At 63.9% G+C, this 23383-nt stretch carries 17 protein-coding genes; 2 read left to right on the plus strand and 15 right to left on the minus strand.

The window, feature by feature from the left end; genetic code table 11:
* Positions 1 to 76 precede the first annotated feature (76 nt).
* The gene (locus tag YU9_RS0138525) at positions 77 to 1090 is read left to right on the plus strand and encodes a 1-aminocyclopropane-1-carboxylate deaminase (RefSeq protein WP_027577434.1); all 1014 of its coding nucleotides are present in this window, start codon (positions 77 to 79) and stop codon (positions 1088 to 1090) included.
* Positions 1091 to 1297: 207 nt separating this feature from the next.
* Here the strand turns inward: YU9_RS0138525 and recQ are convergent, their stop codons facing one another.
* The 6 genes from recQ to YU9_RS0138555 all read right to left on the minus strand — a co-directional run bounded on the left by recQ (position 1298) and on the right by YU9_RS0138555 (position 9913).
* Positions 1298 to 3163: a DNA helicase RecQ gene (gene recQ, locus YU9_RS0138530; RefSeq protein ID WP_027577435.1), complete on the minus strand. Its 1866-nt coding sequence runs from the start codon at positions 3161 to 3163 to the stop codon at positions 1298 to 1300.
* A gap of 267 nt (positions 3164 to 3430) precedes the next feature.
* Entirely contained in the window at positions 3431 to 4174 is a 744-nt protein-coding gene (locus tag YU9_RS0138535; RefSeq protein ID WP_027577436.1) for a polysaccharide deacetylase family protein, read from the minus strand.
* A gap of 108 nt (positions 4175 to 4282) precedes the next feature.
* Positions 4283 to 5281, minus strand: coding sequence for a homoserine O-succinyltransferase (locus YU9_RS0138540; RefSeq protein ID WP_027577437.1), 999 nt, complete (start codon positions 5279 to 5281; stop codon positions 4283 to 4285).
* Between the two features lie 12 nt (positions 5282 to 5293).
* A complete protein-coding gene (locus tag YU9_RS0138545; RefSeq protein ID WP_027577438.1) occupies positions 5294 to 6595 on the minus strand; it encodes an O-acetylhomoserine aminocarboxypropyltransferase/cysteine synthase family protein in 1302 nt (433 codons plus the stop codon).
* Between the two features lie 432 nt (positions 6596 to 7027).
* Positions 7028 to 8602, minus strand: coding sequence for an amidase family protein (locus YU9_RS0138550; RefSeq protein WP_027577439.1), 1575 nt, complete (start codon positions 8600 to 8602; stop codon positions 7028 to 7030).
* A 129-nt stretch (positions 8603 to 8731) separates the two neighbouring features.
* On the minus strand, positions 8732 to 9913 hold the full coding sequence (locus YU9_RS0138555; protein ID WP_027577440.1) for an MFS transporter: 1182 nt from the start codon (positions 9911 to 9913) through the stop codon (positions 8732 to 8734).
* Between the two features lie 131 nt (positions 9914 to 10044).
* Between YU9_RS0138555 and YU9_RS0138560 the strand changes: the two genes are divergently transcribed.
* Entirely contained in the window at positions 10045 to 10965 is a 921-nt protein-coding gene (locus YU9_RS0138560) for a LysR family transcriptional regulator (protein WP_027577441.1), read from the plus strand.
* Between the two features lie 464 nt (positions 10966 to 11429).
* Here the strand turns inward: YU9_RS0138560 and YU9_RS0138565 are convergent, their stop codons facing one another.
* From YU9_RS0138565 to YU9_RS0138605, 9 genes are all read right to left on the minus strand, one after another.
* Positions 11430 to 12752 carry an FAD-binding oxidoreductase gene (locus YU9_RS0138565; RefSeq protein WP_027577442.1) on the minus strand — a complete coding sequence of 441 codons (1323 nt, stop codon included), beginning with the start codon at positions 12750 to 12752 and terminating at the stop codon, positions 11430 to 11432.
* Between the two features lie 232 nt (positions 12753 to 12984).
* Positions 12985 to 14448: an aldehyde dehydrogenase family protein gene (locus YU9_RS0138570; protein ID WP_027577443.1), complete on the minus strand. Its 1464-nt coding sequence runs from the start codon at positions 14446 to 14448 to the stop codon at positions 12985 to 12987.
* A gap of 85 nt (positions 14449 to 14533) precedes the next feature.
* Positions 14534 to 15703, minus strand: coding sequence for an alanine racemase (locus tag YU9_RS0138575; RefSeq protein ID WP_027577444.1), 1170 nt, complete (start codon positions 15701 to 15703; stop codon positions 14534 to 14536).
* A 26-nt stretch (positions 15704 to 15729) separates the two neighbouring features.
* Positions 15730 to 16716, minus strand: coding sequence for a GNAT family N-acetyltransferase (locus YU9_RS0138580; RefSeq protein WP_245266738.1), 987 nt, complete (start codon positions 16714 to 16716; stop codon positions 15730 to 15732).
* Positions 16717 to 16926: 210 nt separating this feature from the next.
* Complete coding sequence (gene thrC / locus YU9_RS0138585; RefSeq protein ID WP_027577446.1) at positions 16927 to 18348, minus strand: threonine synthase; 1422 nt, start codon at positions 18346 to 18348, stop codon at positions 16927 to 16929.
* A 58-nt stretch (positions 18349 to 18406) separates the two neighbouring features.
* Positions 18407 to 19717: an FAD-binding oxidoreductase gene (locus YU9_RS0138590; RefSeq protein ID WP_027577447.1), complete on the minus strand. Its 1311-nt coding sequence runs from the start codon at positions 19715 to 19717 to the stop codon at positions 18407 to 18409.
* Positions 19718 to 19779: 62 nt separating this feature from the next.
* Positions 19780 to 20658: an ABC transporter permease gene (locus tag YU9_RS0138595; protein WP_027577448.1), complete on the minus strand. Its 879-nt coding sequence runs from the start codon at positions 20656 to 20658 to the stop codon at positions 19780 to 19782.
* Positions 20659 to 20693: 35 nt separating this feature from the next.
* Positions 20694 to 21644 (minus strand): ABC transporter permease, encoded by a 951-nt coding sequence (locus YU9_RS0138600; RefSeq protein WP_027577449.1) that lies wholly within the window; start codon positions 21642 to 21644, stop codon positions 20694 to 20696.
* Between the two features lie 72 nt (positions 21645 to 21716).
* On the minus strand, positions 21717 to 23381 hold the full coding sequence (locus YU9_RS0138605) for a peptide ABC transporter substrate-binding protein (RefSeq protein ID WP_027577450.1): 1665 nt from the start codon (positions 23379 to 23381) through the stop codon (positions 21717 to 21719).
* Positions 23382 to 23383: the final 2 nt, after the last annotated feature.

Genomic DNA, 23383 nt, shown 5'->3' on the forward strand with positions numbered 1-23383 from the left:
TATTCGAGAGCACATTTTTCCCGAGCGGTGCTAGCTCCGTTCCCCAGACGCCACCGCCAACCGGGATGACCCCATGATGCTGGAAAAATTCGCGCGCTATCCGCTGACCTTCGGCCCGACGCCGATCGAGAAACTGGAGCGGCTGTCAAAACATCTCGGCGGCAATGTCGAGATCTATGCCAAGCGCGAGGACTGCAATTCCGGCCTCGCTTATGGCGGCAACAAGCTGCGCAAGCTCGAATACATCGTTCCCGATGCGATCGCCTCCAACGCCGATACGCTGGTCTCGATCGGCGGCGTGCAATCGAACCACACCCGCATGATCGCCGCCGTCGCCGCCAAGCTCGGCATGAAGTGCCGCCTGGTCCAAGAAGCCTGGGTGCCGCACGAGGACGCCGTCTATGACCGCGTCGGCAACATCATGCTCTCGCGCATCATGGGCGCCGACGTGCGCCTGGTCGACGACGGCTTCGACATCGGCATCCGCAAGAGCTGGGAGCAGGCGATCGAGGAGGTGAAGGCGGCGGGCGGCAAGCCCTATGCGATTCCCGCCGGCGCCTCCGTGCACAAGTTCGGCGGCCTCGGCTATGTCGGCTTCGCCGAGGAGGTGCGCAAGCAGGAGAAAGAGCTCGGCTTCAAGTTCGACTACATCATCGTCTGCACCGTCACCGGCTCTACCCATGCCGGCATGCTGGTCGGCTTCGCCGCCGACGGCCGCGCGCGGAAGGTGATCGGCATCGACGCCTCCTTCACGCCTGATCAGACCAAGGCACAGGTGCTCTCGATCGCGCAGAACACCGCTGAGCTTGTCGAGCTCGGCAAGGAGATTGTCGCCGACGACGTCGTGCTGATCGAGGACTACGCCTATCCCGCCTATGGCGTGCCTTCGGAGGAGACCAAGGAGGCGATCCGCCTCACCGCGCGTCTCGAAGCCATGATCACCGACCCCGTCTACGAGGGCAAGTCGATGCAGGGGCTGATCGATCTTGCGAAGAAGGGCTATTTCGAGAAGGGCGCGAAGATCCTCTACGCCCATCTCGGCGGCGCGCCAGCGCTGAACGGCTATGGTTACGCGTTCCGGAACGGGTGAATGAGGGCGTAGCTCTCGCCTCCTCTCCACTGTCGTCCCGGGCAAGCGTCAGCGCAGACCCGGGACCCATACGCCGTAGCAATCGTTTGCGAAGACTCGTGGTTGCCAGCGTACCGCAGCAACTTCGTCTGTGGTTATGGATCCCGGATCGGCGCGCGCTTTGGGCGCGCTTGTCCGGGATGACGATGTGGGGAATAGGACGCAGCCTTACCGCGTCCTGATAATCTGCAGCAGCTCGTCGCCGTAATGCTCGAGCTTCTTGTCGCCGATCCCCGGCACGGTGCGCAGTTCGTCGAGCGTGGTCGGCCAGGCCCGGACGATGCCATCGATCGTTGCGTCGTGCAGTACCACATAGGCCGGCACGCCGCGCTCGCGTGCGACGTCCGAGCGCCAGGCGCGTAGGCGCGCGCGCAGCTCGGGATCGACATCGCCTTGCGGCGGGCTGGCCGTGGGCGCGAGATCGCCGCGGCGGGATTTGGCCCGGCTCGAACGGATGCGGGTGCCCGGCGCTTCCTCGCGCAGCCACACGTCCGTTTCGCCGCGCAGCACACCGCGCGAGGACTCCGTCAGCTTGAGCGCGCCGTAGGCTTCGCTGTCGCTTCGCAAATGGCCCATCGCCACCAATTGCCGCAGCACCGTGCGCCACTGCTTTTCGTTGAGCTCGCGGCCGATGCCGAACACCGACAGGTTGTCGTGGCCGAACTGCGTGACCTTCTCGGTCAGGCGCCCAACCAGCACGTCGATCAAATGCATCGCACCAAAGCGCTGGCCGGTGCGGTAGACGCAGGACAGCAGCTTCTGCGCCAGCACCTTGCCGTCGCGCATCTTGGGCGGCGTCAGGCAATTGTCGCAATTGCCGCAGCTCTCGCCCATCACGATCTCGCCGAAATAGGCGAGCAGCCGCCGGCGCCGGCAGTGCGGCGTTTCGGCGAGGCCGACCAGCGCGTCGAGCTTGCCGATGGAGACCCGCTTGAATTCGTCGGAGGCGTTGGACTCGTCGATCATGCGACGCTGCTGCACGATGTCCGACAGCCCATAGGCCATCCAGGCTGCCGACGGCTTGCCGTCACGACCGGCGCGCCCCGTCTCCTGGTAATAGGCCTCGATGCTCTTGGGCAGGTCGAGATGGGCGACGAAGCGCACGTCGGGCTTGTCGATGCCCATCCCGAACGCGACGGTCGCGACGATGACGATGCCGTCCTCGTTGAGGAAGCGGTCCTGGTTGCGCGAGCGCACGCTGCCGTCGAGCCCGGCGTGGTAGGGCAGCGCCGCAATGCCGGCGTCCTGAAGCGCGGCGGCGACCTCCTCGACCCGGTTGCGCGAGAGGCAATAGACCACGCCGGCATCGCCAATGTGGCGCTCGCGGATGAATTCCTTCAGCTGCGACACCGCATTGCGCTTGTCGACGATCTCGTAGCGGATGTTGGGCCGGTCGAAGCTCGAGACGAACTGCGGCGCGCCCGTGAGCTGAAGCCGCTCGACGATCTCCTTGCGCGTCAGCTCGTCGGCGGTGGCGGTCAGCGCGATGCGCGGCATGTCGGGAAAGCGCTCGGCGATGATGGAAAGGCCGACATATTCGGGCCGGAAGTCATGGCCCCATTGCGAGACGCAATGCGCCTCGTCGATCGCGAACAGCGCCACCTTCGCCTGCGCCAGCAGCGACAGGCAGCGCGGCGTGACCAGGCGTTCCGGCGCGACATAGAGCAGATCGAGATCGCCCGCGAGCAAACGCCGTTCGATGTCGGACGCCTCCTGCGGCGTCAGCGACGAGTTCAGCGCGGCGGCATTGACGCCGGCCTCGATCAGGCCGGCGACCTGATCGCGCATCAAGGCGATCAACGGCGACACCACGATGCCACAGCCTTCGCGCAGCAAGGACGGAAGCTGGTAGCACAGCGACTTGCCGCCGCCGGTCGGCATCAGCACCAGGCAATTGCCGCCGTCGGTGACATGCCGGATGATCTCGCCCTGCGCGCCGCGGAAACCCGGCAGGCCGAACACCGAATGCAGCACCGACAGCGCGTCACGGCCATTGGCCGGCGCCGGCAGCGGAGCTGTGGAGGGAGCGGACATGGAACAGATCAGGCCGTGAGATTCGTCACAAGGCCAGTCGCATGCTGGCGCGGGCGTGGCAAGGGTATTTGGGTGGCAGGCACGCGCCGCTTTCTTCTCCCTCTCCCCGTTCTTACGGGGCCGCGACGAGCTTCGCTCGCGCTGAGAGGGTTGGGGTGAGGGGCCTCTCTCCGCACGCGAGATGATCGAGAGACCTGTACCCCCTCACCCGGATTGCATCTTCGATGCAATCCGACCTCTCCCCGCAAGCGGGGAGAGGTGAATAACTTACGCCCCGATCCGTCGCAGCGCTTCCGCGACGGTCAGGATCGGCATGTTGCGCTTGCCGGCGGCCTCCAGCGCATGACGCATCAAATGCGGCGTGCAGCCATAGGGGCTCGGCCTGTCGGTGACGTCGTGGCCGTAGAAGATCAGCCAGCCGCCGCTCGCGACCGCCTCGTCGAAATAGCGATCGATGCCGGCCGCATCGATCTCGCAATCGACCAAAGGCGAGGCGCGCAGGAATTGGAGGTCGATGACGTCGCTGTTGACGCCGGGCAGGATGCCACGCGCGGAGCGGAAGGCTTTTGCGAGTTGCGGCTTGCGCCAGACTGAGGCGATCCCATACGGATAGGCGAAGTTCTCCAGCGTGATGGAGGCATCGATGCCGCGGAAATGGCTGCGGTTTCGCTCGATCTCGCGAGCCATCGCGGCCTCGTCGAGAGCGGCCGAGCTCCGGTGCGAGAAGGTGTGGCAGGCAATCTCGTGCCCGGCGCGGTGAAGCCGCACGATCGCATCGTTCGACAGGCCATGCCAATGATCCGAGGGACGATCGATCAGGCTGCCGGCAAGGTAATAGGTGCCGCGGCCACCATGCTGCTCCAGAAGCTCGGCGCCCTCGCCTGCGGCGCTATCGGGGGCGTCGTCGAAGGTGAAGCTCACCATCGGCGCATGCGCGGGCAGCCGGTGCGGCGCAGCGCGGAAATGCCGGGCCAACCGATTGCTCACGCGTCCCTGGAGTGCCGACCACACGCTGCGTTTCCCGTGATGTCCTATTTCTTCTCTACTGAAACATTCGTGCGCAGGTTGAGGCAAGCCTAACGCTCGGGTAATCCTAATGCGGCACCAAGACCGCTTCGGCTAGCGTGCCGCCACCGGCGCGTCGGCGCCCGCGCCGAGATATCGCAACCAATTGCGGAAGAGCACCGCCGCCGCGTCGCCGGCGCCGATATCGGCGCGCAAGTTCAGCGCAGGGAGCTCGTTGGTGAGCGCCGGATGGCGCTGGTGCGTCGCCTTCTTCTCGAAGCGAGCCAGCCTCTCTTCCGTCGCTGCGTCAAAATAGCTCACTGGCAGGCGCGGATAGTTGTCGCGCTCCCGCGCGAGATAGCGGCCGATGTCGCGCAGATATTCGCGCTGGAGCGACAGCGCGTCATATTCCGGGTGGCCCTGGAAGAACACGAAACGGCTGGCATATTGGCGAACGAAGACGTCGACGCCGGCTTTCTCCGAGCGTGTCAGCACCTGATAACCGGCCTGCACCAGATCGCTCTCGGCGATCTCGTTCAGGCGCGAATGCGAAACCTTCAGCGGCGCCGGCGCAGCACGGGTCAGGGAATCGCTCGTCACGATTTCGCAATCGAAAATGCCGTGACATTTGGCCGACAGCCGCCGCCGCTCAATGCGGTCGAGATGCAGCACTGCGGCATGCGCGGCAAGGCACGACCAGATCGTCGAGCGCGTGTTGGTCTTGGCCCAGTCGATCAGGTTCGTGAGGTCGCGCCAGTATGGCTCCTGGTCGAGCTCGAGCGCGATCGGCTCTGCCCCGGTCACGATCAGCCCATCGAATTTGCCGCGCTCGAGATCGGATAGGTCGGAATACTCGCTCTCGACATGCCACTTCGCTTCCGGCGAGCGCTTTACGCTCGGGAGCGAGAAGCAGTGGAAGCGGATACGGCGCGCACCTGCTGCGGCCTGGAGCAGCTTCATGAACTGCCGTTCGGTCGCCTTCAGCGCCGGATCCGGCATGTTGTTGACGAGCCCGATGGTGAGCTCGGCGCCAGCACCGTGCGCGAGATCGTGCGCGGCCGGCACCAGCGTCGGGGCCGCGATGACTTGATCCTTGTCGATCAAGATCGTCATGGGCGGCGCGGCCTACTCCGCGGCCTCGAGGCGCGCCGACGGGCAGGCCTTTTCCAGCGCCTGGTCGATGTCCGCGATGATGTCTGAGACATGCTCGATGCCGATCGACAGACGGATGGTCTCCGGCAGCACGCCGGCGATGCGCTGCTGCTCCGCCGACATCTGCCGGTGGGTGGTCGAAGCCGGATGGCACGCGAGTGACTTGGCATCGCCGATATTGACGAGGCGCGTGATCAGCTTCAGCGCATCGTAGAAGGTCTTGCCCGCTTCCATGCCGCCCTTGATGCCGAAGGTGAACAGCGAGGAGGCGTTACCGTTCAGATATTTCTGCACGAGCGGATAATAGAGGCTGTCCGGGAAGCCCGTATAATTGACCCAGGCCACGCGCGGATCGCCGCGCAAGAATTCGGCGACCTTGCGGGCGTTCTCGACGTGGCGCTCCATGCGCAGCGCCACGGTCTCGATGCCCTGGAGCAGCAGGAAGGCGTTGAACGGCGACAGCACCGAGCCCATGGTGCGCTGATAGACGCTGCGCGCGCGCTCGATATAGGCGGTCTTGCCAAACCGCTCGGCATACACGAGGCCGTGATAAGAGGCGTCGGGCTTGTTGTAGGCCGGGAAGCGATCGGCGTACTTGGCCCAAGGAAAATTTCCGGAATCGACGATAGCGCCGCCGAGCGTGGTGCCGTGGCCGCCCAGGAACTTGGTCAGCGAATGCACGGCGATATCTGCGCCGTAGTCGAACGGCTTGAGCAGGATCGGGGTGGCGACGGTGTTGTCGACGATCAGCGGCACGCCATGCGCATGCGCGATTTTTGCCAACGCCTCGATGTCGCAAACATTGCCGGCGGGATTGCCGATGGTCTCGGCGAACACGGCCCGGGTGTTCTCATCGATCAGCTTTGCGATCGCATCAGGCGCGTCACTCTCGGCGAAGCGGCCGGTAATGCCCTGGCGCGGCAGGATGTACGAGAGCAGCGTGTGCGTGGTGCCGTAGAGCTGCGGCACGGAGACGATGTTGCCGCCGTGATCGGCAAGGTTGACGAAGGCGAAATGCAGCGCCGCCTGCCCGGTCGCGACCGCGAGTGCACCGACGCCCCCTTCGAGCTGGGCGATCCGCTTCTCCAGCACCGCGCTGGTCGGATTGGCGATACGGCTGTAGCGAAAACCTTCGGTCTCGAGATTGAACAGGGCGGCGCCATGATCGGCGCTGTCGAAGGCGTAGGCCGCGGTCTGGTAGATCGGCACGGCCACTGCGTGCGTCGTGGCTTCGGGCTCGTAGCCGGCGTGAATAGCGATCGTCTCGTTGCGCATCGTGCCACCTCCGCGTGGGGCGGGCCGCACTTATTGGCCTGCAATGAGGCATGTGCGTTGTCCGTCGTTCCTCTGTTAGAGGCGGGTGGTAAAGCGGACAATAATTCGCCTAGAGATCGAGGAAGTAACCCTAACGCTTGCTGGCGGATTGGCTGAAATCCGGGTTAACTTCGATTAATCAAATCATTGCGCGCCTTGCTCGGTGCGATCCTTCTCCCCTTGTGGAAGAAGGTGGCGCGAAGCGCCGGATGAGGGGTTCTCTCCGATCGCAAGACCGCTCGCGGGGAGAGAGACCCTCACCCGACTCGCCGCTGCGCCATAGCCGATGCGAAGCATCGGCGTTCTTGAGAACGGCGGCCGAAGGCCGCCTATGCCACCCTCTCCCACAAGGGGAGAGGGTGCACCTTCTTTGCGCGAACAGCTTGCTTAGCCTCAGCCCATCGTCTCCCACAACCGGTGGGCTAGCACGCCGACGCGCTTCTCGATCGCGGCCGCGGCATCGAGTGCGAGATCCTCGCGATAGCGCCCGGCTATCAGCTGCACACCGATCGGCTTGCCGTCATGCAGCGCCACCGGCACCACCGCCCCGGGCAGGCCCAGCACGTTGATGGCGGAGATGAAGCGGATCTCGCCCCAGAAGATCTCGCGCACGCGCTCGGGGCTGACGGTGTCCTCGCGCGGGCCCGGCGTCGGCTTCACCGTGGTCGGTGCCAGCACGACCGGATACTCCTCGAAGAACAATTGCCAGGCGCGGATGTGGCCGTTGCGCGCGGCAGTGGCGCGCATCCAGGCCGGCAGATCGAGCACGTTGGCCTTGGCCTTCATGCCGCCCCAGGCCTTGTGAAAATCCTCCGACGTGACCTTCAGCATCGTGGCTTCCTGCATCACCACGGTCTCGTTGGTGATGATGTCGCACCAGGTCTGCCAGACCCCGTTGATGTCGGGCACCTCGACCTCGCTAACGCGATAGCCGGAACGCTCGAGATGATCGGCAGCCTGGCGCAGCGCTGCGGCGACAGACGGATCGACGTCCATGTCCTCGGGGATTTTTGCCAGCGCGACCTTGATCGGCCCCTTCGGTCTCTCACCGACCAGGGGCGCCGGCACCCACCAGGGATCGCGCGGATCGCGCTGGCTCATCACCTCCAGCGCGAGGCGAACGTCGGCGACGTGGCGCGCGAGCGGCCCCTGCGCGGACATCAAATGCGCCAACATCGGCCGCTCCGCCGTTGCGCTCGCGTTGAAGGCGGGGATGCGGCCCTGCGTCGGCTTGATGGTGGCGACGCCGTTGCAATGCGCCGGCCAGCGCAGCGAGCCGCCGATATCGTTGCCGTGGGCGATGGTGCCGATGCCGGCCGCGACCGCCGAACCCGCGCCGCCCGAGGAGCCGCCGCAGGTGATATCGGGATCCCAGGGGTTGAGCGTCAGCCCGTGCAGGGGATTGTCGGTGAAGCCGCGGAAGGAGAATTCGGGCGTGTTGGTCAGCCCGATGACGATCGCGCCGGCTTTTTTCAGATTGCGCACCACCGGGGAATCCGACGGCGCGATCAGATCCTTGTTGTCGGGAACGCCGTTGAAGTTCGGCCGGCCCTCGTAGTCGACATTTTCCTTGATGGTGATGGGCACGCCGTGCAGGGGGCCGAGCTCTCCACCCCTGGCGCGCTGCTTGTCGGCCGCATGGGCCGCTTTGAGTGCTTCTTCACCGAGGTCGACGACGACAGCGTTGAGCTTCGGATTGACGGCGTGCATCCGTTCGAGATGCGCTTCGACCGCCTCGACCGCGGAGATGGCACCGGATCGGATGGCGGCTGCGGTCTCCACCGCCGACCATTGCCAGGCCGGCCCCTTGGGGCGCTGTGGTGCGGCGGACTTCCCTCGAGCCGCCTTCTTGGCCGGCTTCCTGGCCGGCTTCGCGACCACGCTCTTGCGGCCGGAGCTCGCCTTGCTCGGAGTCTTCGCCGCTTTCTTCAAGGCACCTTTCTTCCTGGTCACCGTCTTCTTCGCCACGCCAGCATCTCCTTCAATTGCGCGGCGGAGGTTACGGATGACGTGCGGCCCTGTATAGGTGCGATTCTGCATGGCGCGTTGGCGTGAGGGCCGCTGCGACCAATCGTCAGCGAGCCTCACGCCTTCGCTCTACTCTGCCGGACACGCTGCGGCGACGGCCGGCGCGCGGTCGAGCCGGAGACTCCACAGCGCCAGCACGAGGCCAATCGCCGTGATCCCGGCTGCGACCAAAGGCAGCGCTGAGAGACCAAGCCCGCGATCAATGGCGACGCCACCGGCCCAGGCGCCGAGCGCGTTGCCGAGATTGAACGCGGCGATGTTGAGGCTGGAGGCGAGCGTGCGACCGCTGCGGCCGGCAGCCTCCAGCACACGAAGCTGGAGCGGGGCGACGGTTGCGAAGGCGGCGATGCCGAGCAGCAGGATCAGCGCGATGGAAAGCATCTTGATCGATAGCACGGCGGCTAGGCCAAGCAGCACGATCGCAAGCGCGGCAAGCGTGCCGGTCAGCGCCCGTGCGAGGCCGCGGTCCGCAAGCCGGCCACCGGCGACGTTGCCGATCGCAAGGCCAACGCCGAACACCAGCAGGATCGGCGACACCGCGGCCTCCGAGAAGCCGGTGAAACGCGTCAGGATCGGCTGGATATAGGTGAAGACGACGAACAGGCCGGCGAAGCCGAACACGGTCATGGCAAGGCCGAGCAGCACCTGCGGACGGCCGAGCACCGCCACCTCTTCGGCAAGCGAGATCGGCTTGTCGCCATTGCCGACATGGCCGGGCACAAGCGCGGCGACCACGGCAAACGCAATCACGCCGATGACCGTGACCGCCCAGAACGCCGCGCGCCAGCCGAGCATCAGGCCGAACCAGGCGCCGAAGGGTACGCCCAGCAGCGTTGCGACCGTGAGGCCGATGAACATGGTCGCGATCGCAGAGGCGCGCTTGTCCTCGGCGACGAGGCTGGTGGCCACGACCGAGCCGACACCGAAGAATGTGCCGTGGGCGAGCGAGGTCAGCACGCGTGCGGCCATCAGCAACTCGTAGTTCGGCGCTAGCGCGCAAGCCGCATTGCCCAGCGTGAAGATCGCCATCAGCGCCAGCAGCACTGTTTTCCGCGGCATTTTGCGCGTCGCCAGGGTGAGGACTGGCGCTCCCACGAATACGCCGAGCGCATAACCGGAAATGAGAAGGCCCGCGACAGGCACGGAGACATGCATGTCGGCGGCGACCTGGAGCAAGAGGCCCATGATGATGAATTCGGTGGTGCCGATTCCGAAGGCACCGGCGGTGAGAGCGAGGACGGCGGGAGGCATGCGTTGCTCCAATGGATGAGACGAGCCACGCAGATAGCGGCACTGCCGCGAAACAATTAGAATGTCCGCAATCCAATCATTTGTGACGTGAATTCAACACGGCCCGTTTCGACACCAACCGCGCCGCCGAGATGGAGGTCTTCGTCCGCGTCGTCGATCTCGGCGGCTTCACCCAGGCCGCGCGAAAGCTGCGCCTGACGCCGTCGGGCGTCAGCAAGCTGATCTCGCGGCTGGAGGCGCGCCTCGGCGCGCGGCTGGTCAACCGGACCACGCGCAAGCTGACGCTGACGGAGGAAGGCCAGGCCTTCTACGATCGCGCCGCGCGCATCCTCGCCGAGATGGAGGAGGCCGAGCGTGAGGCGGCCTCGGGCGCGGCGCCGCGCGGCCGCCTCACGGTGAACAGCAACATTCCCTTCGGCATGCTGCATGTGATGCCGCTGATCCCGCGCTTCCTGAAGCAGCATCCCGACGTCACGCTCGACCTCGTGCTGACCGATACGCTGGTCGACCTGATGCAGGAGCGCGCCGACGTCGCCATCCGCGTTGGTCCGCTGCGCGCGTCACGTCTCGTCGCGCGAAAGCTTGGTACCAGCCGGATGGTCGTGGTCGGCGCGCCGGACTATCTCGCCCGCTGCGGCACGCCGAAGGCGCCAGCCGATCTCGCCGATCACCGTGGCATCGGCTGGACCTTTCCGCGCAGCATCCGCGGCTGGCCGTTCAAGCGCGGCGACCACATCGAGGAGGCCGTGCCCCCGCCCGTCGCGCGCGCCAGCGACGGCGAAGCCGCCCGCCGCCTCTGCCTCGGCGGTGTCGGTCTCGCCCGCCTCGCCCTCTTCCACATCGGCCCCGACATCGAATCCGGCCGCCTCGTTCCGGTACTGCAAAGCTACAATCCCGGCGACCGCGAAGACATCCATGCCGTCTATGTCGGCCACACCGCGCCGCTGCCTGCGCGCGTCCGCGCGTTCATCGATTTCCTCGCCGAGCATGTGCGGGTCAGCGATCCCGCGCTGAAGCGGGCGGGGGATGGGAGGTGGAAATTGGTGGGGTGAGTGGCGGCTCAGGGCTCAGAAGAAAGTTTGCCCCCGGCTTGCCGAGCCGAAGCAAACGGCAACGAGTTCGCCTTCGCCCTGCGGGCTTCGGCGCGACAGCCTTGCGCAAACTTCGTTTGCGAAGGCTGGCGGAGAGAGTGTCCGTCAATCCCTGTGAAAGATAAAGTATTTTCGTCCGTTGTAGACCAAAACCCACCATTTCAGCTACGCACGAAAATTGAGTTTCGCGTGCGCGAACACTTCCAGTTTGCGACCGCGATTCTACACCAGAACAGGCCATGGCGGCCTGCAGGTACTCTTCCCGCTCTAATCTACTTTGACGTCTTGGGTCCTCTCGGTGCGGCGCCTGCGTCAGCGACCAGGCGTCGATCCCGTGATCAACTCAGGCCGATCTTTTTCTCACCTCGTCTGCCGACACCTTGACTTCGCTTGGTGCGCGTCAGGCCTGACTTCCGGCTCGATCTTCAGATGGCGGCAATGTCCAGCTTCGAGCCGTCGGTCAGACGCGACAGCCGGAACGGTGTGGGATCGACGCAAGGCGTGTCGTTGACGACAAGCTCTGCGGCCAGATAGCCGAGCCCCGGGCCCAGACCGAATCCGTGACCCGAGCAGCCCGCTGCGAGGACGAGGCCTTTCACCCCGTCCACCTGCGACACCACGGGCACTGCGTCCGGCGTGCAATCGACGAAGCCGCCCCAGGCGCTATCGATCTTTATTTCGCCGAGTTGGGGGAAGGTTTTCCGAACACTCTCCACCACTTGGCTCACCAGCCATTTCAAGGGCGGAGGATCCAGCACGCGATTCTGTTCGAAGATCCGATCGTCGTTGGTCAGCAGCGCCGCCATTGAATCCGGCCCCGAAACGAACGATTGGCCGACGCCAATCCTGACGTTCTTCAGGCGACGCAAGAACTGCGGCATGAATTCCCGGCTGTACCGGATCGCCTGGGGCGTGATTTCGAGGTTCGCCTTGCCGCTGATCGCAAGCGTATAGCTGCCGTCCAGTCGGCGCGTGATCGTGCAGTAGGGTGTGGAGACCGCCTCGCCGATGTTGATTGTCGGGGTGGAACGCAGCGCGGTCTGCCGGATGCTCGCTTGGGGGAAACTGATCCCGAGCGGCCGAAGGAAGCGCGAGGACCAAGCGCCGGCGGCGCACAGCACCGCGCTGGTTCTGATGTAGCCCTTTTCCGTGTGTACGCCCGCAATCTTGCCATTGGCCAAGTCGAGTGCCCGCGCGGCGCATCCTTGATGGATCGTGGCGCCCAGAGTTCTGGCCGCTTCGGCGATAGCCGGCGCGGCGAGCGCAGGTTCGGCCTTGCCGTCCCGCTCCGAATAGGTCCCGCCGACCCATTTGTCGCGCGCTTCGGGGACGCGCTCGGCCACCTCCGCCCGGCTCAGCACGCGCGTGTCGACGTCGTACTCCCTGGCGACCTCGCGCCACTTCTCCCAGCCCGCGAGCACAGCCTCGTCGTGGGTCGCATAGACGAGACCGCAGCGACGAAAGCCAAGGTCCCGATTGATATCGCGCGTGAGCTCGTCCCACAGCCGCATGGAGAGCACCGAGAGCGGCAGTTCGCGCCGGTCGCGGTTCTGCTGGCGGCACCAACCCCAGTTTCGGCTCGATTGCTCACAGGCGACGTGGCCCTTCTCGAGGAGCGCCACAGAGAGGCGGCGCTTCGCCAGGTAATAGGCGGCGGTAGAGCCGAGGATGCCGCCGCCGACGATGACGACGTCGGCCTCGGCCGGGAGACGCTCATCGCTGTGAATGCGCTCGACGCGGGGCGACATGTTTCCAACGAACCTCGGCTGCCAAGAATGCGGAAGCAAAGTTCCGATCAGCCCCTTCATCGCATCCTGCGCGCGATACAATGTGCTGAAATCATCCAGGACTTCGCAAGATGTTCGGGTTTTTGACCGCTTGATTGAACGAAGCTGCTCAAGCCGACCGAGCATGGTTGCAAGAACAAGCAAGCGTTTCATTTACGGCGCGATGCCGCAGCTTTTCGGAGCCGATATTGAGCTATCGGTAGAATCCGAGAACTGCCTTCGTTTCGAGATACTCCTCCACCCCCTCGATGCCGTATTCGCGACCGTTGCCGGAGCGCTTGTAACCGCCGAAGGGTGCGTTGGGGTCCCAATCGGGGTAGTTGAGATGGACTTGACCTGACTGGATCTTCCCGGCGACGGCCCGCACTGTCTCCATATCGGTGCCCTGCACATGAGCGCCGAGCCCATAGACAGTGTCGTTGGCGATCTCGATCGCTTCGTCCACGGTGTCGTACGGGATGATCGACAGCACCGGGCCGAAGATTTCCTCCTGCGAGATCCTCATGTCGCGACGGACGTTCGAGAAGATCGTCGGCCGCGCATAGAGGCCAATCTGAAGATCATCGGGCCGCCCCGGCCCGCCGATGACGAGCTTCGCGCCTTCCTTCAGACCGACACTGATCATGGTCTGCACGCGCTCGAACTGCGGCCGGTTGGCGATCGGACCATGGGTCGTGCTTTCCGCAAGGGGATCGCCGACCACCAGTTCCGAAGCGGCGGCCGCCGCCAGGATCTCGACCTCCTCCACTTGTGAGCGGGACACAAGCATGCGCGTCGGTGCGCTGCAGGATTGGCCCAGATTGCGGAAGGCTGCGGCGACGCCGAGCGGAACAGCACGGCTCAGATCGGCATCCGGCAAAATGATGTTCGGCGACTTGCCGCCGAGCTCCTGAGCGACGCGCTTGACGGTGGGCGCCGCGGCCTGCGCGACGAGGACGCCGGCCCGGGTCGAGCCGGTTATCGAGATCATGTCGACCAGCGGATGCGACGCGAGAGCGGCTCCCACGATCGGACCTGTCCCATTGACGAGGTTGAAGACACCGGGCGGACAACCGGCATCGTCCATTACCTCAGCGAATAGCAAGGCGCTCAGCGGCGATAATTCGCTCGGCTTCAACACCACCGTGCAACCGGCCGCGAGCGCGGGGCCGACCTTGGCTGTGATCTGGTAGAGAGGCCAGTTCCAGGGGGTGATGAGACTGCAGACCCCGATCGCCTCGTGCATGATAGCGGTGCTGCCGCGCCGAGTGACGAACGGATAGTTTGCGAGATTGTCGCGTGCGACACGGATATGTTCGGCGGCCAACGGCACCTGAGCGCGGCGCGCGTAGGTGATCGCAGCTCCCATCTCGCAGGTAAGCGCCTGCGCGAACAGCTCCAGACGCTCAAGGAGCAAGGCGTGAATCCGATCGAGCAGCGCCGCTCTCTCAGCAGGCGGTGTCATGGACCAGCCGGCGAAGGCTCGTCTGGCGGCTGCGATCGCGCAGTCCACATCATCGTCATCGCCGAGCGTAACCTCGGCGATCGGCTGCTCCGTCGCCGGATTGACGACGGTTGCTGCTGCCGCGACTGATCCGATCGGCTTCCGCCATTCCCCGTCGATGTAGAATTTTCCAAGGAAGCCGGCTTCCGTCAGGTGTCGAAGGGGAGATGTCATTGGAAGCGATCCTTGAGCCGATAATAGGCGCCGATCAGCGGCAGGAACCAGGGAGGCCGAGGTGGCCGGGAATGGCCGGCCAGCCCTACCAGCCGCGCATGCGGGGCCATCGGGCGTGAATCGCGTCGCTGCCGGCGGAGACGACGTTGTACAACTCGTGTTGCGACGCCGTCGCACAGGCGTGATTGGGGAGAATCCTGACCTTCGCGCCGATCGGAAGAGTGGGCAAAGCGTGCGCCGACCCGGGTCTGATGGAAAGGATCCCGTGCTCCTGACTCGCCTGAGCCACGATCAAATCGGGATAGACCTTGCCGGAGAGGTCGCAGACGAGACCATAGCCCTGGTCAACCCGCTGTGCCGCGGTGCCGCGGTCGCGCGACAGCGCCATCCACCCGGCATCGACCAAAATCCAACCCTTCTCGGGCTTGGTGCCGATCACGGTGGCGAGCACCGAGATCGCGATGTCGTCGGTTGTGCAGACACCGACACCGTGCATGACCAGATCGAAGAACATGTAGACGCCGGCTCGCATCTCCGTGACACCGGTCAGGTCATCGCCAAAATGCGCCGTCGGAGTGGAGCCGACGCTCACGACCGGGCATTCGTGCCCCGCCGCCCGCAAGGCCTCCGCCGCGGCAACCGCCACTGCCCTCTCATTCTCCGCGGCCGCGACGAGAGCCTCGGGCGTGAAGAGGCTGTAGGATTCGCCGGCATGGGTGAGAACGCCGGCAAGCTTGACGACGGCCTCGCCCAGCGCGACCGCGACTGCAATGAGCTTTGGATCGTTAGCGGTCAGCCCGCCGCGGTGACCATCGCAGTCGATCTCGATGAACGCGGACGGTGTCACACCAGCGGCACGACCGGCGGCGCCGAGCATTCTTGCCTGCTCCGGCGAATCGAGCAGTACCTTAAGGTCAACGCCTGCTTTGCGCAGACGCATCGCTCTTTCAGCTGTGTGGGGCGCCAGACCCACCGCATAAGTCATGTCGCGAAAACCGTGCCGCGCGAAGTACTCGGCCTCCGCCAGAGTGGAGACAGTGATCGGCTCCGGTCCCGACGGATAGGCCCGTCGGGCCACGTCGATGGATTTGGCGGTTTTCATGTGGGGACGCAGCACGACGCCCCGCTCCGCCATGCGCGAGGACAGGCGGGCGAGATTGCGATCGAGCCGATGCTCGTCGAGCAGGAGAGCCGGCGTCGCCAGCGTGCCGAGCGTTACAGCCGTCTCGGAGCTCTGGTGATCCGTTCCGCTCATCTCCTCGCGTAGCACGTCGATGTCTCCTAGCCGAACGACTGATTGGGAATCGCAAACACGCGCGCCGGCCCGCTCGATGGTGCCGGCGTGCCCAAGATCATGGTGGTTGCATCGCCGACCTGCTCCAGGCCGATGCCTTCGAGCCAATCCCCGAGCTGCGATGTGGCAGAGGTGTCGATGCGGACAAAAACACTGCCGATCCGCGCGAGCGCGGCCTCGATCAGCGCCTGTGCATCGCTCGCCGTTTCGGCGACGACAGGACCGATGACATGCCCGCGGCCGAAAAGCCGGGAGATGGCGTAGCCGCGTGCCATGCCGTCACGCTGTAGGACATAGCCATCACCGCTTTGAAGCAGCTTTTCGAGCATCTGTCGTCTCTCCAAGCCCGTAGCGTTGTGATCGAGTCGCGTGATCGCCCCGAAATCCGATGCAGCCATTGACCTGACGAGGCCCGACCGCGGCGGCTCATAGCGCTCGTCGGGAATTCCCTGATGCTGGTGGATGATGCCGATGGGGACGAAGCCGCGGCGCTTGTAAAGCATGATGCCTTCGGCCGTCGAATTCAGCGCGATGCTCCGTGGGCGCGCGGATGTCAGCAAGGCATCCATGAGCCGAGCCCCATAGCCGCGTCCTTGAGCAGCCTTCGCCACGATGATCATCCCGGCGGACGCATGGGTCTCCCCATATGGCCACCACGCCGCGGTGCCGATCACCGCCCCGGCGCGCTGCAAAACAAAGCCTTTGCCCAACTGCAGCGCGACGTCCCAATCCGCAAGCCGATAGGGCCAGGACATCTCCTGCGAGAGCTTCAGGGCGCCCTCCAGATGTGGTGCAGTGAAAGGGACGAGGACCACGTCTTCAGTGACACGATCTCCGGCCTGGTAAGCTGCGGTTGTCATGATGGGTCGACGTCTCTTGCTCGGGTTGCCGGACTGATCGCCAAGTGCCTGACAGGACGAGGACCATGTGATGATCCTCGCATTGTCATCAGCGTAACCTCGAGCCCGCAGCATTCCGCAATCGGACGAAAGCAAAGTTCGGCATAGAATTTCATTAATGACGGCCCGGAGCGTCCAATCTGCTGCAAACAACTGGCGTGCCACAAAGGCGAACAGAACGGGGCGCGCCTAGACCGAGCGCTCGAAAGAACGCTGCGGCCTCGTCGAATGACAACTCAGTAAAGACGGCCATCGTGAAGCAGTTCCCGGTCCGGAATCGTCTGTTCAGCTGCCATGCACAATGTCGGCGATGTAGTTCTTGACCGCCTCTGCATCTGCCGGAAGGACTCTGACCCGTTTCGGCAACTCTTCGATGCCGGCGAAACGTTGCGGGCGATCCGGCTCGCGGCCTAACGCCTCCCTGATCGTCGCTGCGAATTTGATGGGCAATGCCGTTTCGAGCACGATCATCGGCGTCTCGGGGCTTACATGCATACGCCCGACCTTCACGCCATCGGCAGTGTGTGGATCGATCATGGTGCCGTGACGGCCCCAGGTATCCCGGATCGTCGCGAGCCGTTCGGCATGAGTACTCTTGCCACTGCGGAAGCCGAAGCGGGTTGCCGCCTTTGCGAAGCTGGGATCTCCGCTCAGATCGAACGACGCTCGCTCGCGGAGTTGATCGTCAAACAGCGATTTCGTTCGATTGGCGTCGCGACCAAGCAGATCGAAAATGAAACGCTCGAGATTCGAGGCTTTGGAAATGTCCATGGAAGGGCTGGATGTTTCCAGCGTGTCAGCCCGGCTTCGCACGCGATACACGCCCGTGCGGAAAAACTCATCAAGCACGTCGTTTTCGTTGGTTGCAAGGACGAGACGAGAGATCGGAAGCCCCATCATGCGCGCAACATGACCGGCGCAGATATTGCCGAAGTTTCCTGAAGGCACGGCAAAGCTCACTCCCTCCGACGTACCTTCGGATGCTTGCAGGAAACCGGAAAAGTAATAGACGACCTGCGCGACCAGCCTCGCCCAGTTGATCGAATTGACTGCCCCGATGTTGTACCGTCGCTTGAATTCCAGGTCGCCTGACACGCGCTTGACGATGTCCTGGCAGTCGTCGAACACGCCGTCTATCGCGATGTTGTGGATGTTGTCGTCCTGAAGGCTGAACATCTGAGCTTGTTGAAAGGCGCTCATCCGCCCGTGGGGCGACAACATGAAGACCCGCACCCCTTTCTTTCCGCGCATGGCATATTCCGCCGCGCTCCCGGTGTCGCCACTGGTCGCGCCAAGAATATTCAAGTCCTCGTGCCGGCGCGCCAGCTCGTACTCGAGCAGATTGCCGAGCAACTGCATGGCCATGTCCTTGAACGCCAGCGTGGGGCCGTTCGACAATTGCTGGAGGTAAAGTCCGGTCTCCAGCTTTCGCAGCGGCGCGATATCAGGACTTCCGAAGATCTCCGGCGTATAAGTCTTTTCACAGATTGCCTTCAGGTCGGCAGGCGGGATGTCGCTGACATAGAGCGACAGGATTTCGAAAGCCAGGATTGGATACGGCAAGCTACGCCACGCCTTTAGCGTAGCGCTGTCCACGCGAGGGTAGCTCTCAGGAACGTAGAGCCCGCCATCCTGCGCGAGCCCTTCGAGCAATATCTCGCAGAACTGCTTGCGGCCCGAATGGCCGCGTGTGGAGACGTAGTGCATCGATTCTCTTCTTTCGAGAGGCGGCCGTGCCGCTAATTGGAGGCCATGCCGCCAGGCATCAGCGGCTGGCGCGCCACAACGCGATCCGATCACGCATGCGATAGGTCTGGATGAAAACAGGCAAGAACCAGGGATTGCCTCGATAGAACGGGATGAAGGCCGGCGGCCGGAAGTCAAAGGCCGTGCGCGCCTGCGCGTCATGTCCCATGAGCTTGTGCGCCGCATGCATGCCGATCCATGGCGCCCAGACGACGCCCGAACCGCAGAAGCCAGTGGCATAGACGATGCCGTCCTTCTCGAAAATGCGGGGAATCATGTCGCGGTTCATGGCCACATTGCCGAACCAGCTGTGCGACAGGCGAACGGACTCCAGCTCAGGGAACAGTTTCACCAGGCCATTGCGCAGACGCAGCTTCGGAGCGACGGGATCGCCGACGCGGGAGCTATCACGTCCACCGAGCAGAATGCGTCTGCCATCGGGCGAAGGCCGGTAGTAGAAACCGACCTCCCGATTCTCGGTGATCATCATCCGTTTCGGCATCAGCCGCGTCATGAGTTCGGGCGCAAGCTCCTCGGTCGCAATGATCCGGCTGCGGACCGGGACCAGCCTGCGGCGCAGAAAAGGCACGGCGCCATCCGTGTAACCGTTGGTGCAAACCAGCACCTGACGCGCGTTCACCGGGCCGACCGCGGTGATGACGCGGAAGCCTCCGCCATCTCTTTCTATTGAGACGACCGGTGTCCGCGCGTGGACTGTCACGCCCGAGGTGAGCGCGACCCGCAGCAATTCGGCGTGAAATTTTGCCGGATGCAGTCCGCCGATGTCCATTCGGACCGTGCCGCCACGATAGACATCGGTGCCGATATACTTGCGCTGCTCGGCATAGGGGACGGCATAAGCCTCGATGCCCAGCTTCTTCGCGAGCCTCTCCGCGGTACGCGCCATGGCTTCGTATTGTTCATAGCCGAAGGCGCCTTTGAACTGTCCTACCGGCTGGAACTCGCAGGCAAGACCTTCTGTCTTGATGAAATCGTACAGGAACTCGCGCGCGGCCTTGCCTTCCGCCTCGATCGTCAGGGCCTTCTCTTCACCGAACCGACGCGTGAGCGTGGCGTAGTCGGGCCGAATGGATCCGCTGGTGATACCGCCGTTGCGCGTAGAAGCCCCTTCGCCCGGGTCCATGGCATCGAAGGCTGCGACCGAGCGGCCCTCGCGCGCCAGCACCAGTCCGGCCGACAAACCGGCATAGCCCGCGCCCACGATCAATACGTCCAGATTCTTTGGCAACGGCCGTTGAGGCGGCGGCTCAAGCGGCGCGGCTTCCCACCAATAGGGCGTGGCCTTCTCGGCAACTCTCGGCGCGTGCATGGGGTTTGCTCTCACGTGTTACGGGTGGCCTGGCCTTGCGCTCGGATATTCAGGTCGAATGATCAGATATTGTCGTTTCGGACGTCGAGCGCGTCGCGTAGGCCGTCGCCGATGAAGTTGAAACTCGTCACCGCTATCGTGATTGCGGCACCGGGAATGATGGCGAGCCATGGAGCGCTCGCCAGGTATTGCTGTGCCCCGTTGAGCATGTTGCCCCAGCTGGGCAGCGGCGGCTGGATGCCGTAGCCGAGGAAGCTGATATAGGCTTCAAGAAGAATCGCGCGGGCGACCGCCAGGCTTGCGGCGACGATGATCGGGCCCATCGCATTGGGCAGGACCTCGCGAAACATGATGTGGCCTCCGCGTAAGCCCACCATACGCGCAGCTTGGACAAACTCGCGCTCACGCAGCGAGCGGACCTCGGCTTCCACAATACGCGCAGTCTCCATCCAGCTGGTGACGGCAATGATCACGGTAATCATCACCGGGCTCGGCCGCAGCGTTGCCGCCAGCGCCAGCACGAGAAAGATCGACGGATAAGAGAGGAAGCCGTCCACCATGCGCATCAGCGCTGCCCCGACCCAGCCGCCGCGATAGCCGGCCGTCACGCCGACGAGCGTTCCGATGAGCGTTGACAATAGCATCGCCGAGAATCCCACCAGCAGCGAAACCCGCCCAGCCATTAGCAGTCGCACAGCCAGATCACGCCCCAACGGATCCGTTCCGAAGTAGTGCTGACCGGTGAGAGGCGGAGCAAAGCGGGCACGCAAATCTATGTGCAGCGAGTCGTAGGGCAGAGCATAGGGCCCAATGGCGCACGCCAGCACGAGCAGGGTGATCATTGCGATCCCGACGAGCGCCAGGTGATGACGCATGAAGCGGTATACTGCACGGCTGCGCCACCAGCGAACGGGAACTGCATGGGCGACGATGGCGGTCATCTGCTGCCTCCTGTTACGGGCGCGAGTCCGTGGACTCAGCCCAGGCGAATGCGCGGGTCGACGGTGGCGATGACGATGTCTGCGATCAGGTTGCCGAGCACGACCAGGACGGCCGAGAAGATCAACAGCCCCATCACGACCGGATAGTCGCTGTAGCCGAGACTGTCGAGAAACAGCCGCCCCATTCCCGGCCAGGTAAACACGGTCTCTGTGACCAGCGCGCCAGTCAGAATGCTGGGCAGCTGCATCCCCGCGAGCGTGATCATCGGCAACAGCGCATTGCCAACGACGTGCTTGAGCAAGATGCGACGCTCGCTCACGCCCTTGGCGCGGGCCGTCTTGACGAAATCCTGACTGAGCGCATCGAGTGTCGCCGTGCGCATGTAGCGGCTCCAGACCGCGACATGAACCAGCGACAGCACCAGGCTCGGCAAGATAAGGTGATGCAGATAGTCCAGCACCGAACCGTCGCCGATCGTGTACATGTTGCCTGCAGGCACCCAGCCGAGCTTCAGGGTGAAGATGTAGATGCCGATCAGGCCGAACCAGAAAGTCGGAACCGACAGCGCGACCATGGCGCCGATCGTCGCGCAATAGTCGAATAGGGAATAGCGGTGGGTGGCACCGCGGATGCCGATCCAGGTGCCTGCCGCGATCGCCAATGCGGTGGACGTGCCCATCAGCAGCAGCGTCGCCAGGAGATGTCGACCGATCACCGCCAGCACCGAAGAGCCGTCGCGGAAGGAGTGTCCCCAATCGCCCTGAAGCAGCCGCCAGGCCCAATCGAGATACTGCAGCCACAGCGGCCGGTTCAACCCGAGCTGCGTTGCGAGTCGCTCCACATCCTTCTGGGTCATGCCCGGATCGAGCCCGAACTGCGCGAGAGGACCGCCCGGCATGAGGTTGAGAACCGTGAAGCCGATGATCGAGACGATCACCAGCAGCACGATGCTCTGCGAGAGACGATTGAGCAGGAACCCGGACATTCGAGTCACCATGTTGACGTTGCAGCATCACTCCAGCGCCGACCTCGCCACAGGGCCTCGGCCGGCAGCACGTCAGCTCGCCCAATACCAGGCCAGCGCATTCCAGGATTCCGTGCGCGTATTGCCGTTCGGCACGAAACCGTTGATCCCCTTCTTGAGACCTTCGACCGCGTTGCTCTGATACAGCGGCAGGAAAGGCAGGTCGCGACGCACGAGTTCCTGTACCCGGAAGTAGATCGCGCGCCGCGCCTCCGGATCGAAGGTGCGTGCGCCCTTGTCGAGCAGGGCATCGACCTCCGGATTTGTATACTGTGCATTGTTCGAGCCGCGGCCGCCTTTCACTGCTATCGAACGCGAGTGCAGGCGATTGGTGACGTCCGGGTCGGCGCCGATCAGATACGAGCTGCCGACGATCACGGAATCGAATCGCGATTGCGTCCAGAACTCGCCCCACATCACGGCGGCGGGCAGATTCGATATCTTCATCTCGACGCCGAGTTGCGCAAAGGTCTGCTGCAGGAACTGCTGCACCTGTTCACGAAGGGGATCGCCCGACGTGGTCGAATTGGTAAAGGACAGGCGAACGCCGTTCTTGGCACGAATGCCGTCCGCGCCCTTTGCCCAGCCGGCCTGATCGAGGATCTTGCCCGCGCGATTCACGTCAAACTGGTGCAGGGGCAGATTGGCGTTGAAGAAGAAGGACTGCCGCGGCATGAACGTCTCTGTCGGGGTAGGCACCCCGTAGTAGAGCCCCTGAATGATCGCCTCCTTGTCGATCGCCGCGTAGAGCGCCTCGCGAACGGCAAGCTCCTTGAACTGCGGGCGCTCGAGGTTGAGGTAGAAGGATTCGAACGAGGTCCTTGGGACGAGCGTCACCACACGGTTCGGCAGCGTCTTGGCTTCCCCATAATGATCAGGCGTGATGTAGGGCTGACCTACGAGATCAATGTCGCCGCTCTTGAACTGGGTGTACAAAACGGTGAGGTCGGGGATGTATTTGAAGACCAGCCTCTCGATATGGGGTCCTTCTCCAAAATAGTCGAGGTTCGCCACGAGCTCGAGATGATCGCCGGCGACCCGCTGGCCCCACTTGAACGGCCCGGTGCCGACCGGCGCCTGGTTGAAGGCGGCGCTGTTCGGATTGGCCTCTTTCTCGAGAATGTGCTTGGGCACGATGAAGGTTTCGGTCAGGAACGACAAATATGGCGCAAAGGCCTCTTCCATCCGCCACGAGATCTCCGTGGGCGAGATCACCGTGATGTCGCGCACGAGAGCATGGCCGGCCGTGCGCCAACTGCGGAAGTTGGGATTCATGATGAGTTCGAGAGTGAACTTCACGTCCTCGGCGGTGAAAGGCTTGCCATCGTGCCAGCGGACATCGTCACGCAAACGAATGCGCCATTTGAGACCGTCCTCCGTAATGCCGCCGTTCTTTTGGTCCGGCACTTCCAGGGCTAGGTTGGGCTGGATGACGCCTTGAGGATCGATCCGGAACAGCGCATCGAAAACCGAGAAATGCACACCATCATCGACCTCAATGTGCACCATCAGCGGATTGAAGACGGTTGGCTCTTGACCAAGGCCGACGATCACGCGGCCGGTTGGCTTCGCTGGAGAAGTGCGCGCGAGCGCAGGTTTGTCCAGCAGATTTGATCCGGCAAGGCCGGCCGCGCCGGCGATCATCAGCTGGAGTGCGCTACGCCGCGAATAAATCGATGCAGTCTTTGCTTCAGTCATGA

The sequence above is a fragment of the Bradyrhizobium sp. WSM1743 genome, from assembly GCF_000473065.1.
Classification (GTDB): domain Bacteria; phylum Pseudomonadota; class Alphaproteobacteria; order Rhizobiales; family Xanthobacteraceae; genus Bradyrhizobium.

Excerpts from the sequence above, each read along its gene's own strand:
- YU9_RS0138590 (WP_027577447.1), bottom strand. The coding sequence starts at position 19,717 with ATGCACGCGCCGAGAGTTGCCGAGAAGGCCACGCCCTATTGGTGGGAA.
- YU9_RS0138575 (WP_027577444.1), bottom strand. The coding sequence starts at position 15,703 with ATGAGCGGAACGGATCACCAGAGCTCCGAGACGGCTGTAACGCTCGGC.
- YU9_RS0138560 (WP_027577441.1), top strand. The coding sequence starts at position 10,045 with ATGGAGGTCTTCGTCCGCGTCGTCGATCTCGGCGGCTTCACCCAGGCC.
- YU9_RS0138600 (WP_027577449.1), bottom strand. The coding sequence starts at position 21,644 with ATGTCCGGGTTCCTGCTCAATCGTCTCTCGCAGAGCATCGTGCTGCTG.
- YU9_RS0138565 (WP_027577442.1), bottom strand. The coding sequence starts at position 12,752 with ATGTCGCCCCGCGTCGAGCGCATTCACAGCGATGAGCGTCTCCCGGCC.
- YU9_RS0138580 (WP_245266738.1), bottom strand. The coding sequence starts at position 16,716 with ATGCTGCGGGCTCGAGGTTACGCTGATGACAATGCGAGGATCATCACA.
- YU9_RS0138525 (WP_027577434.1), top strand. The coding sequence starts at position 77 with ATGCTGGAAAAATTCGCGCGCTATCCGCTGACCTTCGGCCCGACGCCG.
- YU9_RS0138605 (WP_027577450.1), bottom strand. The coding sequence starts at position 23,381 with ATGACTGAAGCAAAGACTGCATCGATTTATTCGCGGCGTAGCGCACTC.
- thrC (WP_027577446.1), bottom strand. The coding sequence starts at position 18,348 with ATGCACTACGTCTCCACACGCGGCCATTCGGGCCGCAAGCAGTTCTGC.
- recQ (WP_027577435.1), bottom strand. The coding sequence starts at position 3,163 with ATGTCCGCTCCCTCCACAGCTCCGCTGCCGGCGCCGGCCAATGGCCGT.
- YU9_RS0138545 (WP_027577438.1), bottom strand. The coding sequence starts at position 6,595 with ATGCGCAACGAGACGATCGCTATTCACGCCGGCTACGAGCCCGAAGCC.
- YU9_RS0138555 (WP_027577440.1), bottom strand. The coding sequence starts at position 9,913 with ATGCCTCCCGCCGTCCTCGCTCTCACCGCCGGTGCCTTCGGAATCGGC.
- YU9_RS0138595 (WP_027577448.1), bottom strand. The coding sequence starts at position 20,658 with ATGACCGCCATCGTCGCCCATGCAGTTCCCGTTCGCTGGTGGCGCAGC.
- YU9_RS0138540 (WP_027577437.1), bottom strand. The coding sequence starts at position 5,281 with ATGACGATCTTGATCGACAAGGATCAAGTCATCGCGGCCCCGACGCTG.
- YU9_RS0138570 (WP_027577443.1), bottom strand. The coding sequence starts at position 14,448 with ATGACATCTCCCCTTCGACACCTGACGGAAGCCGGCTTCCTTGGAAAA.